The organism is Dokdonella sp., from assembly GCF_039926425.1.
Classification (GTDB): domain Bacteria; phylum Pseudomonadota; class Gammaproteobacteria; order Xanthomonadales; family Rhodanobacteraceae; genus Dokdonella_A.
The window spans coordinates 18,468-34,545 of record NZ_JBDSWZ010000079.1 but is presented as its reverse complement, the minus strand read 5'-3'; the positions used below and the strand labels follow the sequence as shown (position 1 = coordinate 34,545).

The 16,078-nt window shown below is 63.3% G+C and carries 12 protein-coding genes; 1 reads left to right on the top strand and 11 read right to left on the bottom strand.

Annotated elements, in window-relative coordinates; genetic code table 11:
* Positions 1-37 precede the first annotated feature (37 nt).
* On the top strand, positions 38-1,513 hold the full coding sequence (trpE, locus tag ABIV12_RS04955) for an anthranilate synthase component I (protein ID WP_348056850.1): 1,476 nt from the start codon (positions 38-40) through the stop codon (positions 1,511-1,513).
* 106 nt (positions 1,514-1,619) lie between these two features.
* Here the strand turns inward: trpE and ABIV12_RS04950 are convergent, their stop codons facing one another.
* From ABIV12_RS04950 to bchB, 11 genes are all read right to left on the bottom strand, one after another.
* On the bottom strand, positions 1,620-3,107 hold the full coding sequence (locus tag ABIV12_RS04950) for a cytochrome c (protein WP_348056848.1): 1,488 nt from the start codon (positions 3,105-3,107) through the stop codon (positions 1,620-1,622).
* Between the two features lie 604 nt (positions 3,108-3,711).
* Positions 3,712-4,590, bottom strand: coding sequence for a putative photosynthetic complex assembly protein PuhE (gene puhE / locus ABIV12_RS04945; protein WP_348056846.1), 879 nt, complete (start codon positions 4,588-4,590; stop codon positions 3,712-3,714).
* A gap of 8 nt (positions 4,591-4,598) precedes the next feature.
* Positions 4,599-5,663, bottom strand: a complete 1,065-nt coding sequence (gene acsF, locus ABIV12_RS04940) for a magnesium-protoporphyrin IX monomethyl ester (oxidative) cyclase (RefSeq protein WP_348056844.1) — start codon at positions 5,661-5,663, stop codon at positions 4,599-4,601.
* A gap of 25 nt (positions 5,664-5,688) precedes the next feature.
* Positions 5,689-6,234: a photosynthetic complex assembly protein PuhC gene (puhC, locus tag ABIV12_RS04935; RefSeq protein ID WP_348056842.1), complete on the bottom strand. Its 546-nt coding sequence runs from the start codon at positions 6,232-6,234 to the stop codon at positions 5,689-5,691.
* Positions 6,235-6,248: 14 nt separating this feature from the next.
* Entirely contained in the window at positions 6,249-6,917 is a 669-nt protein-coding gene (puhB, locus tag ABIV12_RS04930) for a photosynthetic complex putative assembly protein PuhB (RefSeq protein ID WP_348056840.1), read from the bottom strand.
* On the bottom strand, positions 6,914-7,687 hold the full coding sequence (gene puhA / locus ABIV12_RS04925; RefSeq protein ID WP_348056838.1) for a photosynthetic reaction center subunit H: 774 nt from the start codon (positions 7,685-7,687) through the stop codon (positions 6,914-6,916). Before puhA ends, puhB begins: the two co-directional genes overlap by 4 nt.
* The gene (locus ABIV12_RS04920; protein WP_348056836.1) at positions 7,684-9,144 is read right to left on the bottom strand and encodes a BCD family MFS transporter; all 1,461 of its coding nucleotides are present in this window, start codon (positions 9,142-9,144) and stop codon (positions 7,684-7,686) included. The genes puhA and ABIV12_RS04920 overlap by 4 nt, the downstream gene beginning before the upstream one ends.
* Positions 9,141-9,842, bottom strand: a complete 702-nt coding sequence (gene bchM / locus ABIV12_RS04915; protein ID WP_348056834.1) for a magnesium protoporphyrin IX methyltransferase — start codon at positions 9,840-9,842, stop codon at positions 9,141-9,143. Before bchM ends, ABIV12_RS04920 begins: the two co-directional genes overlap by 4 nt.
* A complete protein-coding gene (gene bchL, locus ABIV12_RS04910) occupies positions 9,842-10,753 on the bottom strand; it encodes a ferredoxin:protochlorophyllide reductase (ATP-dependent) iron-sulfur ATP-binding protein (protein ID WP_348056832.1) in 912 nt (303 codons plus the stop codon). Before bchL ends, bchM begins: the two co-directional genes overlap by 1 nt.
* Positions 10,750-14,508: a magnesium chelatase subunit H gene (locus ABIV12_RS04905; RefSeq protein ID WP_348056830.1), complete on the bottom strand. Its 3,759-nt coding sequence runs from the start codon at positions 14,506-14,508 to the stop codon at positions 10,750-10,752. The genes bchL and ABIV12_RS04905 overlap by 4 nt, the downstream gene beginning before the upstream one ends.
* Positions 14,483-16,078 (bottom strand): ferredoxin:protochlorophyllide reductase (ATP-dependent) subunit B, encoded by a 1,596-nt coding sequence (gene bchB, locus ABIV12_RS04900; RefSeq protein ID WP_348056828.1) that lies wholly within the window; start codon positions 16,076-16,078, stop codon positions 14,483-14,485. Before bchB ends, ABIV12_RS04905 begins: the two co-directional genes overlap by 26 nt.

Below are 16,078 nucleotides of genomic sequence, written 5' to 3'. Positions count from 1 at the left end.
CTATCGTCGCCGGCCTTGTCCCGCACACCGCTCATTGATGATTTCCCAGGACGACTTCAACGCGCTCGCCGCGCAGGGCTACAACCGCATTCCGGTGGTGCGCGAGGTGCTGTCCGACCTCGACACGCCGTTGTCGGTGTATCTCAAGCTCGCCGACGCGCCGTATGCGTACCTGTTCGAATCGGTCGAGGGCGGCGCGATGTGGGGCCGGCATTCGATCATTGGCCTGCCGTGCCGGCGCGTCTACGTGCTGCGCGGAAACACGCTGACCGTCGAGGATCTCGGCGAGGTGGTCGAAACGCGCACGCTCGCCGATCCGCTTGCGGAAATCGAGCGCCTGCGCACGGCGTTCAAGGTTCCGCAGCTGCCCGGGCTGCCGGCCTTCAGCGGCGGGCTGGTCGGCCACTTCGGTTTCGAGACCGTGGGCTGGATCGAGCCGCGCCTGGCGCGCGACGACCAGCGCGACGAACTCGGCACGCCAGATGCGCTGCTGATGCTGAGCGAAGAGGTCGCCGTCTTCGACAACCTCAAGGGACGGCTGTACCTGATCGTGCACGCCGATCCGGCGCAGCCGCAGGCGCTTGCGCGGGCCCGTCGTCGGCTCGATGAACTGGCGTTCCGGTTGCGTCATTCCGGCTCCGGCTATCCGGACGTGCCCGATCCGAAGGCGCTGGAGGAGACCGATTTCGAATCGAGTTTCACGCGCGCGGAATACGAGGCGCTGGTCGAGAAGGCGAAGGAATACATTCGCGCCGGGGACATTTTCCAGGTCGTTCCATCGCAGCGTCTGTCCGTCGCATTCCGCGCGCGACCGGTCGACGTGTACCGGGCACTGCGCGCGCTCAATCCGTCTCCGTACATGTACTTTGTCGACCTCGGCAAGACCCAGATCGTCGGCTCGTCGCCCGAGATTCTCGTCCGCCTGAAAGAAGGCAAAGTCGTGGTGCGGCCGATCGCGGGAACGCGTCCGCGCGGAAAAACGCCGGAAGAGGATCTCGCGCTCGAGCAGGAACTGCTCGGCGATGCGAAGGAGCGCGCCGAGCACCTGATGCTGATCGACCTCGGTCGCAACGACGTCGGCCGCGTGAGCAAGACTGGCAGCGTGAAGCTCACCGAAAGTTTCATCATCGAACGGTATTCACACGTGATGCACATCGTCAGCCAGGTCGAAGGTGAGCTGCGCGACGGGCTCTCCTACATGGACGTGCTGAAGGCGACATTCCCCGCTGGAACGGTGAGTGGCGCGCCGAAGATCCGCGCGATCGAGATCATCCAGCAGCTGGAGCCGCACAAGCGCAACATCTATGCCGGAGCGATCGGCTACATCGGCTGGTGGGGCGACGCCGACACCGCGATCGCGATCCGCACCGCGGTGATCCAGGACGGCCGTCTATACGTTCAGGCTGGCGGCGGTGTCGTCTACGATTCGGATCCGACGACCGAGTGGGAAGAGACGATGAACAAGGGAAGAGCGCTTTTTCGCGCCGTGGCACAGGCTGCCGGCGGGCTTTGATCGGGTTTCGACGGTCATCCGGCGTTTCGCCGATTCCGCCAGGATCGCCCTTCAGCCCGAAGACGGAAAGCACCATTGCTGCAACCTACAGGGCTGTGGAGGCGGATCACTTTTTCGCATGCATCTTCGCTTCCGGACCCCCGGCAACTGCCATATAGACATAGTTCGCAAACCGGCCGATTTTGAGCGCTTTCGCATTCTGGTCGAGCTCGGGGTCTGCGCGGACGATCGGGCAGTAGGCCGCTGTCAATCCGTTGATGAGGTCTGCATCAGGTACCGCTCTGTTCGATTTCCTCAACTGCGCGACGAGCTGACCGGTTTGTTGGTACATACCGGCATCCGTGACCGCCGACAATTGTGTCCTGTAGGTGGCGGTGCCGAGTGCCTTCACGAGTTCTGCGTTTGCGACGGGTGGGCAGCCTGTGCGGGGTGCGGCATTGAGTAGACCGTCGACCTGGGCTCGCAAATCGAACGCCATCGCGTTGGTCGCTGTTGCCGGAGCTTTCTGCGACCAGGCCTGGCGCACGTAGTTGGTGACGTCTGCAACGTCGCCGTCGCTCATGGCGGAGCCGATCGCCGGCATCGGGGCGAGGGTTCCATTCGCCTGCAGTCCGCCGAGCACCACGCTGATCACGTTCTGCGGGCCGGCGGCGAGAACAGCGCCATTGTCCTTGAGCGCTGGGACGACCCCCGCGAGTCCTTCGCCGTCCACCCCGTGGCACGACGCACAATGATCCAGATAGGTCCGTGAACCGCGCTCGAACGGTTGCGCGGGGTCGGACTGCTGAGCCGTTTCAGCGACCGGTGGTGTGGTTTTCAGATACGCCGCGATCGCCGCGAGATCCCCGTCTGTCAGATGCGAAAGGCTGTGGACCGTCTCTGCCATTGGCCCAACCGCGACGCCTTTTCCAGGTGCCGTGCCCGTCTTCAGGAAGGAAACCAGATCGCCGTTCGACCACGCACCAATGCCGCTGCGCATGTCCGAGGAAATATTTGGCGCATACCAGTTCTGGATCGTTCCACCTGCCAGAGGCTCGCGCCAGCGCGACGTGCCAGCGATCGGCCGCGCGTTGTGGCATTCGCCGCAATGCGCGAGGCCGTTGACCAGATACGAACCGCGATTGACCTGCTCGCTCTGCTGCGGATCTCCCTGGAAATCAGTCGGCTTGAAGAACGCCTGGCGCCAGGCGAGCAGGGAACTGCGGATACTGAAAGGAAACGACAGCGTGTTCTCCGGACGCGGGGAATGGACCGGAGGTATGGAAAAAAGATACGCCTTGATGGCGAGCGCATCGTCGCGCGTGACGATCGTGTACCAGGGAAATGGCATCACCGGATAAATATATTCCCCTTGCTTGCCGATGCCCTCGTGCATGAGGCGGTAGAAATCGTCGTCCGACCAATTGCCGATGCCGGTATCCTTGTCGGGCGTGATATTGGGACTGATGAGCGGCCCGAACGGTGTGTCGAGCGCGCGACCCCCGGCCAATGGCGCACCCCCCTTCTTCGTGTGGCAGGCCACGCAATCTCCGGCTTGCGCGAGATACCGTCCTTTCTCGATGAGCGCCGATGCGGACGCCGTCGGGGCGGCCAATGCCGAGCATGTACTCGCTAGCCCCAAGAGGCTTGCCAGCGTATGGGTCAGGACATGTGATCGGGTTTTCATACGATTTGACCTCGACGACCTTGCATGGAATACCGGGAACGGGATCGGACTGCGAGGGCGCAGGAACGTCGCGTCTTTGACAAGCGGGAAAAGGGACGCCAGATTCAAGCGCGTGCGTCCGCAACGCCGGCGCGATACGGTCGACAGAGCGCACGAAGCGTCGACAAATGGGAAGTTCACGCGTGGGTACGAACGAGAGCACGTCGCGCTTGGCCGGATCCGTTCCGGACCATAGTCGATGAGGCAAGCGATTGCGGTGGACACGTGGGGGACAACGGATGCACGACTCTCGAGCAGCAAGCTGTTGTCGCCTTCAAACATCCAGAAACAGCGTTGAAGCACACGAGCACGACTCGACTGCGCGATACGTTCCTTGCTCGAATGCAATGACGACATGGTCAGACAGAATGTGCGCTGTTCGATGAACTGCACGCAACGTATTCAAATTCCGGTCAGGACGATCTCAGCCGAGGTGGCCAAACCTCATTCCTCGCAGGAAAGCTCGCGCAGTCGCGTCGTCGTGCTGCCCGATTTACAGCCTCGAATGGCACAGCTCGGTTTGCGCACTGCTTTCGTCCGACAGCGCCGTCGTCACCCGCATGCTGGAATCCGGCTTGTACGTGGGATCGGTGGTCACGTCCTGGGAAACCCGATTGCCGAGACTCCAGTTCCACAACGCCGACACGTTGATCGGTGCCACCAAGAACCAGTGCTCCAGCAAGGCCAGAGTGAGCAGCGTTGCAAGAAAGCTCAACGAGATCGACGTCGACGCAGCGATGCCGTCCGCGAGCGCCGCATTCCACAGCAACGCGGCGCCGCAGGTTCCGGCACTTACCGAAAGCGGGAACAGCAGGTTCATCGGGCTGCGTGTGAAATACGATTCGAGATAACGCAGATGGGTGGGCAGGAATTCCTCGCTGAGATTGCGTACTCCGAGGAACAAGTTGAGTTTTGTGCTCTGCCGCGAAATCCATAACACCGCAAAGCTGTGCAGGCCGAGAAGATTCGGCGCTTCCCACGTGATGATGGCAATAATCACGCCGGCAATCAGCAGCGCGATTTCATGGTATGCGATGGTTTCAAAGGCGAATCCGGCACGTCGCCAACCGCGTGCACCGGCGGGGCATGGGCTCGTGCGTGGGCCGGTGACGAATCCCATCAGGAACGCCATTTCCACCCAGCCCCAGATCAGGATCGTGCAGGTGAAGGCGCAATACATCGCGCTGGCACTCGTGTCCTCGGACGTTACCCGTAACGCGTACAGCGCTCCGAGTGCCACCACACTTGCGGCTCCGAGACTCCAGCGGAACGTCCGTGGGCGCAATCCGTCGAGGTACAGGATCGCCCCCGTGCTGAACCACCACAGGAACAGCGTGAACGCGATCGGCGCCACATGGTTCGATAGCGACACGGGCGCGCTCACCAGGCCGGCGCCAGGCGCACGTCCGTCGGCAACGCGTGGGAATGCGTGGGCAGGAGATACAGGCGTCCGAACGTGAGCGCGGCGCGCGCGGCGAGCGTGACGCCCTTGAGCTTGTTGAGGAAGCCACCGGCCGCCTTGGCTGCGGCATATTGCTGGTTGATCTTGAGCAGCCTGTCGAGGCATGCGCGAAAGCGCGGATCATCGATGTTGACCGTGAGCGGAAACACCTGTCGCGAAATCTCGCTGGTGATGCGGAAGACGGTGAAATCGTAATCGGTCGGGTCCATGTCGAACGCCTTGTACAACTCGACGCGCTCGTGGTCGCGCACGTACATCGTCGCGAACACTGCGAGAAGGAAGAAGCGGATCCACAACTTGTTCACGCCGCCGAGCAGCTTCGGGTTTGCGCGCATCAGCAGCGCAAATGCTTCACCGTGGCGGAATTCATCGTTGCACCACCGATCGAACCACTGGAAGATCGGGTGGAAGCGCAACTCCGGATGCTTTTCGATCTGACGGAAGATCGTGATGTAGCGTGCGTAGCCGATCTTCTCCGACAGGTATGTTGCGTAGAAGATGAATTTCGGGCTGAAGTACTTGTATTTCTTAGCGCGCGTCAGGAAGCCGAGATCGACGGCGATGCCGAAGTCCTTCAACCACTGGTTGATGAAACCCGCATGGCGCGCTTCATCACGGGCCATGTACCCGAACAGCGCCTGGATATCAGGATTGGTGGTCTTCTTCTTGATGTCCGTGTACAGCACGCAGCCGGAAAACTCGGCGGTCACCGAGCTGATCATGAAGTCGACGAATTCCTGGTAGAGGCCTTCGGGAAGGTGCGAATAATCCTTGTCGAGATTGGCCGGGCGCTGGAAATGCACCGCGTTGACGTCGGCTTCGAATTCGGCGATCAGCGAATCCCACTGGCCGCGGACCGCACTGACGTCGATGCGATCCATCGCCGCGAAATCGGTCGTGTAGAAACGCGGCGACAGCAGGGTGTCCTGTTGCGCGCGCTGGGTGGATTCGTTGGGCGTGCGTCCGGCGACGGTGGCGGTCATGGCGGACTCTCCTCGGGATGATGGTTCAAGGTTGGCCAGCAACGCCGGCCGCATCCGCTCCAAGCGACGCGAGCGGCGTCCCGGGCATCGCGGGCGCAGTGGCCGTCACGGGAGCGGTGCCCTTCGGCTGTTCGAGCAACAAGCGAGCAAAGACTGCCGCATTGGTCGGGCCAAAAGAGCCGAGATCGATCAGGCGTCTGGTTGCAGGATCTTCGAGCAACAATCGGCCGTCGCTGCGGCCGGTGAGCCGGAACGCGATGTCCGGGCCGATTCCCTCGCGCTTCCGCTCGCGTGCGAGTCCGCGCAGCGTGCCCCGAAGAAATCCATTGGTTCCCGGCGCTACCTGTTCGACCACCTGCTGGGTGGACGCATCGATGACGGTGATGCCTCCATCCTGCATGTCCTGAAAACGCAGGTCGCGTTCGCTGACGATGGCTGTCTGCGGTGTCCGAAGATCGCCGAAACCGGTGAGCCGGGTGATGGTCACCAGTATCAGCGTCGTAACGATCAGCGCGGCTGCCGTGTACAGCGGCAGCTTCGGGAATTGTGCGTTGTGGCCGTGTTCGCTCATGAAAACTCCGCAGGTCAAGCCGCGCTGGCGGTTGCGTTGGCGGAGGGCGCGTCGATATCCAGATTGGCGTGATCGAAGGCCACGCGGAAAGAGCGCGCTTCTGGACTGATCGCCGTGCGAATCGCACCCGCGAGAAGTTCGGCGACCTTTGCGGCATCGGGAACGCAACGCATCATTGGTTCGGTCCTGCGAAGGCGCCATGGCCGCGCATGCGGCCACAGGTGCGCATAGGCGATCTGCTCACCGTCCATGAACATCAGCGGGATGTCTCCGCTGCCATCGGGATACTGGTGCAAGCCCGCCGCATCGATGACCTGGAACGGGAAGTTGAAGGTGATCTCGAGGACAACGCCAATCCGCATGCACACACGACGATCAGTGATCGTGTACCAGGTCGCGCGCGCACTCAGCCATGCGAGCACGGCGAGAACGCCAAGCGAGAACAAGGCCGCTGGCAACAACCAGAGGATCGCGATCGCCGCCGCACCGACGGTGCCGCCGAACCAGAGAACCGTGGCGCCGCGCAATGCCAGCAGCACAGCGAAATAGATCGCCAGCGTTCGACCGTGGTATGCGCGCCGATACAGGGATCGCCACTCGGGGCGACCTTGCCAGAGGATGTGCTCACCCGGCGGCAGTGCCTCCGGCAATTCCTTCACTGTGGTCGCGGATTCGTGCGTCATAGCAGAGGTCCCAGGCGCGACGGCTTTGCGTACAGTGTTCCCGCGCCGTAGTACGCCATGATTTTCTCCTCCTCCAGCATCGTCACCTGCTCCGGATTGCGCAGGCCCGGCACGTCGGTGAAATGACTGCCGAGGATCGAACGCACGTTGACCGTGCCACGGTTGGTGATCTTGGTGAAATTCACCGGCAGCAGCACGTGTCGCCCGCCGGCCACCTCGACTTCCAGATAGCGGAACAGCCGTTCGGAACGGTCGACCCAGATGTCGACGATCGTGCCGCCGACAGCGCCATCGGCTCCAAGTACCGGGTTGCCGCGCGGGTCCGGATCGCGTCGATCAAGCGAATAGGCCGCATCCGCTCGCAGAGGGACGATCTTCGGAAGTCCTTCGACGGTGAGTTCCGCATGGTCCGGGCGGTCTGCCCACGCGCCGGGCCCTACCCCTGCGAGCATCGGATTGCCGGTCGGATCGATCGGCGCCGATGTCCACCATGCTGTCGGTGCGGTATCGAGCGACTTGTTCGCGTCATCGGGTCCGATCTCCGGCCGAATCCGCGTACCGCCGTGAGGAAGGGTGAAAATCTTCTGCGTCGGTCGCCCCGGGAATCCGTCGATGGATTTGCGCGAACCGGGGTTCGCCTCCTCCAGCGGATAGCCCTCGCGCTTGTCCTCGCGCCGCAGGTAATAGAGAAGCCCGGCAAAAAAGAACCAGAAGAGGTACAGGGTGACCTGTGCGATGTCGATCGATGACGTAATGGCGCCTTGATTCATGGGACCAGCTCCCGGCTTTGCGTACTGAGTTGGAAATCCGGCAGAACCGTGCCGGCGGACAACGAAAGCGGTGCATCGTGGCGCGAGAGGCGCACCAGCGGACCGATCGCGATGAGAGTCGCGAAAAGAAGAATGATCTCGAGATTGTAGACCGCGCCATATCCGGTAGCCGGACCGCTCAGCGCGACGCCGAGCTCCCCGGTGCGCGCGATGCTGTTGATCGAGTCCCGCAGGACTCCACTGATTGCGATGGCCACGCCTGACGAGGTCGCCTGCACTGCGCCCCAGATGCCGATTGCGAGGCCGACCTGACCTTTCGGCGCGAGTTTCATCGCAACGGTCAGCGTGCTGTGCGCGAACATGCCGCTGCCGAAACCGATGCCGCCGACGCCGATGGCGAACAGCAGCACGGAATGGAGCGGGGCTGAAAACACCACGCCGGTCATGCCGACAAGGCCGGAGAGGGTTCCGAGGCAGGCAATGCGGTAGGCATCGAAGCCGCGGCCGATCGCACGCGCGGCCATCACGAAACCCGTGAGCCCGGTTGCGGCGAGGATCGCGGTGAGCAATGTGGTCGCCGCCACCGACAGCTTCAGCACCTCACCGCCATACGGCTCCAGCAAGATGTCCTGCATGCCGAATGCGAACGTGCCGATGCCCAGCGCGATGAGTCGTCGCACCGCGAGATCGTCGGTGCGCAGTTCGCGCCACGATTCCCTGAATGAAGGAAGTTCGCGATCCGGCGACGTGAGCGCGGGGTCGCGCACTTCCTGTTTCCACAGCGCGGCGATGTTGAGCATCATCGTCACCACCGCAGTCCCTTGCACGACCTTGATCAGGCGCAGCTGGCTGAAGTCATGCAGCAACAAACCGAAGATCACCGAGCTGAAGGCGACGCCGAGCAGCAGCATCGTGCACATCAGCGCGACCACTTTCGGTCGCGACGCGTCCGGTGCGAGATCCGTCGCGAGTGCGAGGCCGACAGTCTGCGTGGTGTGCAGCCCTGCGCCGATCAGGAGGAACGCGAATGCCGCCGCGATTTCGCCGTAAACGACAGGGCCGTTCGTGTCTCCGGACAGCACGATCAGCGCGAACGGCATGATGGCGAGGCCGCCGAATTGCAGCAGCGAGCCGAACCAGATGTATGGCACCCGCCGCCAGCCCAGCACCGAGCGATGCGTGTCCGAGCGAAAGCCGATGATCGCCCGGAATGGCGCGAACACCAGTGGCAGCGCAATCATCAGGCCGACAAGGCTGGCCGACACCTGCAGCTCGACGATCATCACTCGGTTGAGCGTACCGACCAGCAGTGCGATGGCCATCCCGACCGACACCTGAAACAGCGACAGGCGCAGCAAGCGCTTCAGTGGCAGCTCCGGCGTCGCCGCATCGGCGAACGGCAGGAACTGCGGACCGAGCTTGGTCCAGCGCTGGGCGAATGCCGCGTTGAACTTCATCGGCGCACCAGCTCCAGTGCCTGCGAGGTATAGAAGCCGCTCTTGATGCGCGTGGTCTGACCGATTGTCCACATCGTCAGCGCAGGACGTGTGCCAATCAGTCGACGCAGCGTCGATTCCGATACCGGTTCGATGGCCGGCGCGCGGTCGCCGCGTGGAAACAGCTTGCCGACGTTGTGCATCACGGTGAGCAACGGCGTGCGCGGTGCGAACGTGAACTGCAGGCTGGTGCGCGTCCGCGCAATCAGCGACTGCACTGCATCGACCATGTCGCCGGCACGGTAGTGGATCAGCGAATCCATACCGACGACGTGATCGAATTCACCGAGCCTGGAATCGAGCATGTCGCCGACATGCAGCTCGATCCGCCCGCGGCCGAGGTCGGTGGGCAGGCGCTCGGCGGCGAGCTTGACCAGCGTCGGCGACAAATCGATCGCGACCACCTCGGCACCACGACGTGCCGCTTCGACCGCCAATGCGCCCGTACCGCAGCCGGCATCGAGTACGCGTGCGCCGGTGAGGTCATCGGGGAGCCGGCTGAGCAACGTCGCACGCATGCGGTCGCGACCCGCGCGAACGGTTTCACGGATCCGGCTGACTTTGGCAGTCGATGTCAGCCGCGCCCACGCGTCCGCTGCGGTGCGGTCGAAATAGGTTTCGAGCTGGCCGCGACGCGCGACGTAGCTGTCGTGGCTCATTACTCGAAACCCAGCAGGTCGAAGATGTCGCGGTCGCGCATCGGCGAGATGTTCAGCGGCTCGACGCCATTCCACAGCGACTCGGCGAGGCGCAGGTATTCGTTCTGCACCGCTTCGAGTTCGGGCGAGTATTCCATCTCGAACAACGTGGATTTCTTCAGGCGACTGCGCCGGATCACGTCGAGATCGGCGAACTTCGCCAGCGTCTTCATGCCGATCGCCGCGTTGTACTTGTCGATCTGGTCTGTGTCGCGACTGCGGTTCGCGATCACGCCGGCAAGTCGCACGCCATAGTTCTTCGATTTCGAATTGATCGCCGCGATGATGCGGTTCATCGCGAAGATGGAATCGAAATCGTTGGCTGCGACGACGAGTGCGCGATTGGCGTGCTGCAACGGTGAAGCGAATCCGCCGCAGACGACGTCGCCCAGGACGTCGAACACGACCACGTCGGTGTCTTCCAGCAGATGGTGTTCCTTCAGCAGCTTGACCGTCTGACCGACGACGTAACCACCGCACCCGGTGCCGGCGGGCGGCCCGCCTGCTTCGATGCACATGACACCGTTGTATCCGGGAAACACGAAGTCTTCCGGGCGAAGTTCCTCGCCATGGAAATCGACGCTCTCGAGGATGTCGATCACGGTCGGCACCAGGCGCTTGGTCAGCGTGAAGGTGGAGTCGTGCTTCGGGTCGCAGCCGATCTGCAGCACGCGCTTGCCGAGCTTCGAGAACGCGACCGAGAGATTGGAGGACGTCGTGCTCTTGCCGATTCCACCCTTGCCGTAGACGGCGAACACCTTCGCCCCCTCGATGCGCAGGTTGGGATCGAGCGCGACCTGCAGGCTGCCCTCGCCATCGGGACGGCCATGCACGTGCGCGGGACGAACTGGAGGATCTGCGAGATGATTCATGCTGCGGCTACCATTGGAATTCCTTCAAGACGGTCCTCGATATCGAGGGATGCGTTGCGCAGCGCTGCGAGCGTGGCCTCGTCGGGCTGCCAGTACGATCTTTCCTGTGCTTCGAGCAGGCGGTTTGCAACCTTCGCCGACGCGGTCGGATTGAGCGCGGCGAGACGCTCGCGCATTTCCGGATCGAGCATGTAGGTCTGCGCGAGTTGCTGGTAGACCCACGGCTGCACCTGACCGGTCGTCGCCGACCAGCCCATCGTGTTGGTGACATGCTCCTCGATCTGTCGCACGCCTTCGTAGCCGTGCTTGAGCATGCCCTCGTACCAGCGCGGATTGAGGACGCGCGTGCGCGATTCGAGCGCGACCTGTTCGGACAGCGATCGCACCACGCCGCTGCCCTTGGTCTGGTCGCTGATGTAGACCGGCGGTGTTGCGCCGCGTTCGCGCTTCACCGCGCGACTGATGCCGCCGAGCGTGTCGAAATAGTTGTTGACCGTGGTCACGCCGAGTTCGACGGAGTCGAGGTTCTGGTAGGCGAGCTGGATGTCGGCGAGCGTGCTCTTCAACAATGCCGCCTGATGGCTCGGACGCCCTTCGCGATTGAACGCGAAGCTCTTGCGCCGCGTATAGGTTTCGGCGAGTTCGTCCTCGTTGTCCCAACGGCCGTTGTCGACCAGATGGTTGACGTTCGACCCATAGGCTCCGTCGGCATTGCCGTAGACGCGCAGCGATGCGGTTTCCAGATCGCAACCGTGGATTTTCTGATAACTCAGCGCGTGCTTGCGGATGAAATTGCGCTCGAGTGGCTCATCGGCCAGCGCGCACAGATACGAGGCTTCGGCGAGGAGCTTGATCTGCAGCGGCAACAGGTCGCGGAAGATTCCGGAGAGGCTGATCATCACGTCGACGCGCGGACGACCGAGCACATCGAGCGGAATGAGCTCCGCTCCGATCAGCCGCCCATATCCATCGAATCGCGGCCGTGTGCCCATCAGCGCGAGTGCCTGTGCAATCGGCGCGCCTTCTGTTTTCAGGTTGTCGGTACCCCACAACACCAGCGCGATCGACTCCGGCAGCGCACCGCTGTCCTCGGCGTAGCGATCGAGAAGCACCGTCGCCTGTCGCGCACCATCCTCGATCGCAAAGGCGCTTGGAATGCGGAATGGATCGAAGCCGTGCAGATTGCGTCCAGTCGGGAGGATTGCCGGCGTACGCAAGAGATCTCCGCCGGGAGCTGGGCGAATGAAGCCGCCATCGAGGGCGTGCATGATGGCGCCCAGTTCGTGGTCGTCGCGCATGAGCGTATCGGTGGCCAGCAATTCCGTGAAGACGGCCAGCATCTTCTCGTCGACACGTGCGCCCGCGTCAGCGAGTGCCGCTGCCGGTGTTGCGCCGCGCAGCATGGCTTCGATCGCGATCTTCGATGGACGCACCCCGTGCGATGCGTCGGCCAGCGAAGCAAGCATCTCGATGCGCTCTTCGATGCTGGGTGCCTTGCCGACAACGTGCAGGCCATGCGGAATCAGTGTGTATTCGAGCTCGAGCACCGAGGTGTTGAGGCGTTCGATCTGCGCCTCGACGTCGTCGCTCCACAGCGGCTCGACCCGGGCAAGATCGAGCTCGGCAGCCTGCGCCTGGATCAGCGGTGCGAGATCCGCACGCTCGGTCGATGCCTCCGGCGCGAGTCCGCGCCAGCGCTCGATCGACGACTTGAGATCGATCAGACCGCGATACAGGCCTGCTTCGCCCACCGGCGGCGTCAGATAGCTGATCAGCGTCGCCTGCGAGCGACGCTTTGCGATCGCGCCCTCGGAAGGATTGTTGGCGGCGTAGAGATAGATGTTCGGAAGATCGCCGATCAGGCGCTCCGGCCAGCACGACGCGGAGAGCCCCACCTGTTTGCCCGGCATGAACTCGAGCGCGCCGTGGGTGCCGAAATGCAGCACGGCCTGCGCGCCAAAGTCCTCGCGGATCCAGCGATAGAATGCGGAAAACGCGTGCGTCGGCGCAAAACCCTGCTCGAAGAGCAGACGCATCGGGTCACCCTCGTAACCGAACGAGGGCTGGATGCCAACGAAGACATTGCCGAACGTTTCGCCGAGCACGAAGATCGATCGCCCGTCGCTTTGCTGCTTGCCGGGCGCAGGACCCCACGCAGCTTCGATCTGCGTCAGCCACGGCTCGCGCATCACGTGGTCGTCGGTCGGGATGCGGGTATACACATTTGCACTGGCGCCATGGCGTGCGGCGTTGCCATGGATGATCCGCTCGCGCAGGGCGTCCACGCTGGCCGGCAGGTCGACCGTGTAGCCCGCGTCCTGCATGCCGGACAGCGTGTGGTGCAGCGATTCGAACACCGCCAGATACGCGGCAGTGCCGGTATTGCCTGCATTCGGCGGAAAATTAAACAGCACCACCGCAACCTTGCGATCGACCCTTGCGGCGCGGCGCAGCACCACGAGTTTCTCGACGCGAGCCGCAAGCATCTCGGCGCGCTCGACGCACGTTTGCATGTCACGTCCCTTGTGCGACGCCGGAAACACGCAGCCGCGATGACAGCCGGTGCAGGTTGCGCCAGCGGCGTCGGAGCGGCCTCCGAACACCATCGGGCTGGTTGCTCCATCGAGCTCCGGAATCGCAACCATGATCGTCGACTCGACCGGCAGTAACCCACGCTCGGACGCGGCCCACGTTTCCAGAGTCTGGAATTCGACCGGGTGCGCGGCGATGTACGGAACGTCGAGCGTCGCGAGAAGATCCTCCGCAGCCTTGGCGTCGTTGTACGCCGGACCACCGACGAGCGAGAAGCCGGTCAACGACACGACCGCGTCGACGGTGGCCTTGCCGTCCTTCATGAAGAACTGCTCGACCGCCGGTCGTGAATCGAGACCGCAGGCGAATGCAGGGACGACGTTCATCCCGCGCTCCTCGAACGCGCGAATGACGCCGTCGTAGTGCCCGGTATTGCCTGCCAGCGGATACGAGCGCATCAGCAGCAGGCCAACGGTCCCGCGTGTTCCGTGCTTCGGCAGTGCATCGGCCACTTCGGCGAGTTTCCCGGGCAGGCGCGGGTGATAGACGCCGATTTCAGGATATTCGACCGGAGGCTGATGCTTGAGCGTGCCACGAAGGCTGCGCCTCTCGCCATCGGCGTAGCGGTCGACCAGCATCCGCACCATGTTGACGACGTTGTCTTCCGACCCGCATAGCCAGTACTGCAGGGTCAGGAAATAGGCGCGCGCATCCTGTGCAGCCCCCGGGATGAAGCGCAGGATCTTCGGAAGCGTGCGCAGCATGCGCATCTGTTTGGCGCCGCTGGTGCCGGACTCGCCCGCTTTCGGCTTGGGCCGGAGTTTCTTGAGGAACGCCATCGCCGCGCTCTGCGGCGCGTCCATGTCGAAACGTCCAAGCCGCGTCAATCGCGTCACTTCGCCCGACGACATGCAGCCGATCATCGCGTCGCAATGGTCGCGTCGCGCCTTCAGCGCAGGGAGAACCGCCTGGATGTGATCGTCCATGAACATCATCGTGTTGATGATGATGTCGCCGCGCGCGATGTCGGCACGACAGCGTTCCAGCGCCAGTTCATCGCTGCCCCATTCGGCAGCCGTGTGCATGCTCAGGCTGAGGCCGGGAATCTCCCTCGCCAGCGACGCGCGCGCGCGATCCGTGGCACTCGCCAGGTGGTTGTCCATTGTCACGATCACGACGCGCACGGGCGGCGTCGGATCAGCGACCGAAGTGGGCTTTAGCATCGTACAAAGCCTCCACGGTGATTGTCTTGACGCCGCGTTCGAGCGCGAAACGCTCGGTGTTGCGGCGCGCCTTTCCGCGCACGAAAAAAGGAATTTTCCGAAGTTCGTTTTCCGCTTCCACGGCCCACGACGGAGCCGCCAGCACCGCGGCAGCGCCTGCAACAACCGGGCTTGCGAGGACCGGCGTGTCGACCGTCGCGACATCGGGCCGCTTCTCGCTGGCAGCGCCGCCGAGGTGCGACGGCGCCGCGTCGGCGTGAAATTCGAAGTCGTCGCGGAACATCGTGATCAGATGTTCTTCCAGCCCCATCATCAGTGGATGCACCCAGGTGTCGAACAGCACGTTGGCGCCTTCGAACCCCATCTGCGGCGAGTAGCGTGCGGGGTAGTCCTGTACATGCACCGGCGCCGAGATCACTGCGCAGGGAATGCCGAGGCGCTTGGCGATATGGCGTTCCATTTGTGTGCCGAGCACCAGTTCCGGTTGCAATTGGGCAACGCGCGCCTCGACTTCGAGGTAGTCATCGGTGATCAGGGCTTCCACGCCGTAACGCTGCGCGGCTTCGCGAACCTCGCGTGCGAATTCGCGGCTGTAGGTGCCGATGCCGACGACCTGGAAGCCAAGCTCTTCGCTGGCGACGCGTGCTGCGGCGACCGCATGGGTAGCGTCGCCAAACACGAACACGCGCTTGTTGGTGAGGTAGGTCGAATCGACGGAGCGCGAGTACCAGACCGCACGTGCAGTGAGTTCGGATGGAAGCAGCGCCGGATCCAGACCGGCGAGCGCGATGACCTCGTCGATGAACTCACGCGTCGCGCCGACGCCGATCGGAACCGTCTTGGTCATCGGTTGGCCGAACATGCGTTGCAGCCAGCCGGCGGCCTGGGCGGCGATTTCCGGATACAGCACGACATTGAAATCGGCGTCGCCCAGACGGACGAGGTCGGCAGGCGTCGCGTTCATCGGCGCGGAAACATTCACGTCGACGCCGATCCGCCCGAGCAGCGCGGTGATTTCCTGCACGTCGTCGCGATGGCGGAAACCAAGCGCGGTGGGTCCGAGCACGTTGCAGCGCGGGCGCTGCCCGTCGGGACGCGCCTGTCGCGCAGTGCCCGGCGGTGGTGCCGTGGGTCCGGCGCACGCTCGCACGAGCTGGTAAAACGTCTCGGAAGCACCCCAGTTTTCTTTGCGCTGATACGACGGCAACTCGAGGGCGACGACTGGAATCGGCAACTCCAGTGCGCGCGCGAGTCCACCCGGATCGTCTTGGATCAGCTCGGCGGTACACGACGCGCCAACCAGCATCGCCTTCGGCTTGAATCGTTCATACGCGTCGCGCGCTGCGTCCTTGAACAGCTCCGCCGTATCGCCGCCCAGATCGCGCGCCTGGAACGTCGTATAGGTCACCGGCGGCCGCTGGTCGCGGCGCTCGATCATCGTGAAGAGCAAATCGGCGTAGGTATCACCCTGCGGTGCGTGCAGGACGTAATGCACCTCGCGCATCGCGGTGGCGATTCGCATTGCTCCGACATGCGGCGGGCCTTCGTAGGTCCAGAGCGTCAGTTGCAC

What these genes read in the sequence shown, in the direction of transcription:
- acsF (WP_348056844.1), bottom strand. Translation starts at nt 5,663, where the DNA reads ATGACCGCCACCGTCGCCGGACGCACGCCCAACGAATCCACCCAGCGC.
- bchL (WP_348056832.1), bottom strand. Translation starts at nt 10,753, where the DNA reads ATGAATCATCTCGCAGATCCTCCAGTTCGTCCCGCGCACGTGCATGGC.
- puhB (WP_348056840.1), bottom strand. Translation starts at nt 6,917, where the DNA reads ATGACGCACGAATCCGCGACCACAGTGAAGGAATTGCCGGAGGCACTG.
- ABIV12_RS04920 (WP_348056836.1), bottom strand. Translation starts at nt 9,144, where the DNA reads ATGAAGTTCAACGCGGCATTCGCCCAGCGCTGGACCAAGCTCGGTCCG.
- trpE (WP_348056850.1), top strand. Translation starts at nt 38, where the DNA reads ATGATTTCCCAGGACGACTTCAACGCGCTCGCCGCGCAGGGCTACAAC.
- bchM (WP_348056834.1), bottom strand. Translation starts at nt 9,842, where the DNA reads ATGAGCCACGACAGCTACGTCGCGCGTCGCGGCCAGCTCGAAACCTAT.
- ABIV12_RS04905 (WP_348056830.1), bottom strand. Translation starts at nt 14,508, where the DNA reads ATGCTAAAGCCCACTTCGGTCGCTGATCCGACGCCGCCCGTGCGCGTC.
- puhC (WP_348056842.1), bottom strand. Translation starts at nt 6,234, where the DNA reads ATGAGCGAACACGGCCACAACGCACAATTCCCGAAGCTGCCGCTGTAC.
- puhA (WP_348056838.1), bottom strand. Translation starts at nt 7,687, where the DNA reads ATGAATCAAGGCGCCATTACGTCATCGATCGACATCGCACAGGTCACC.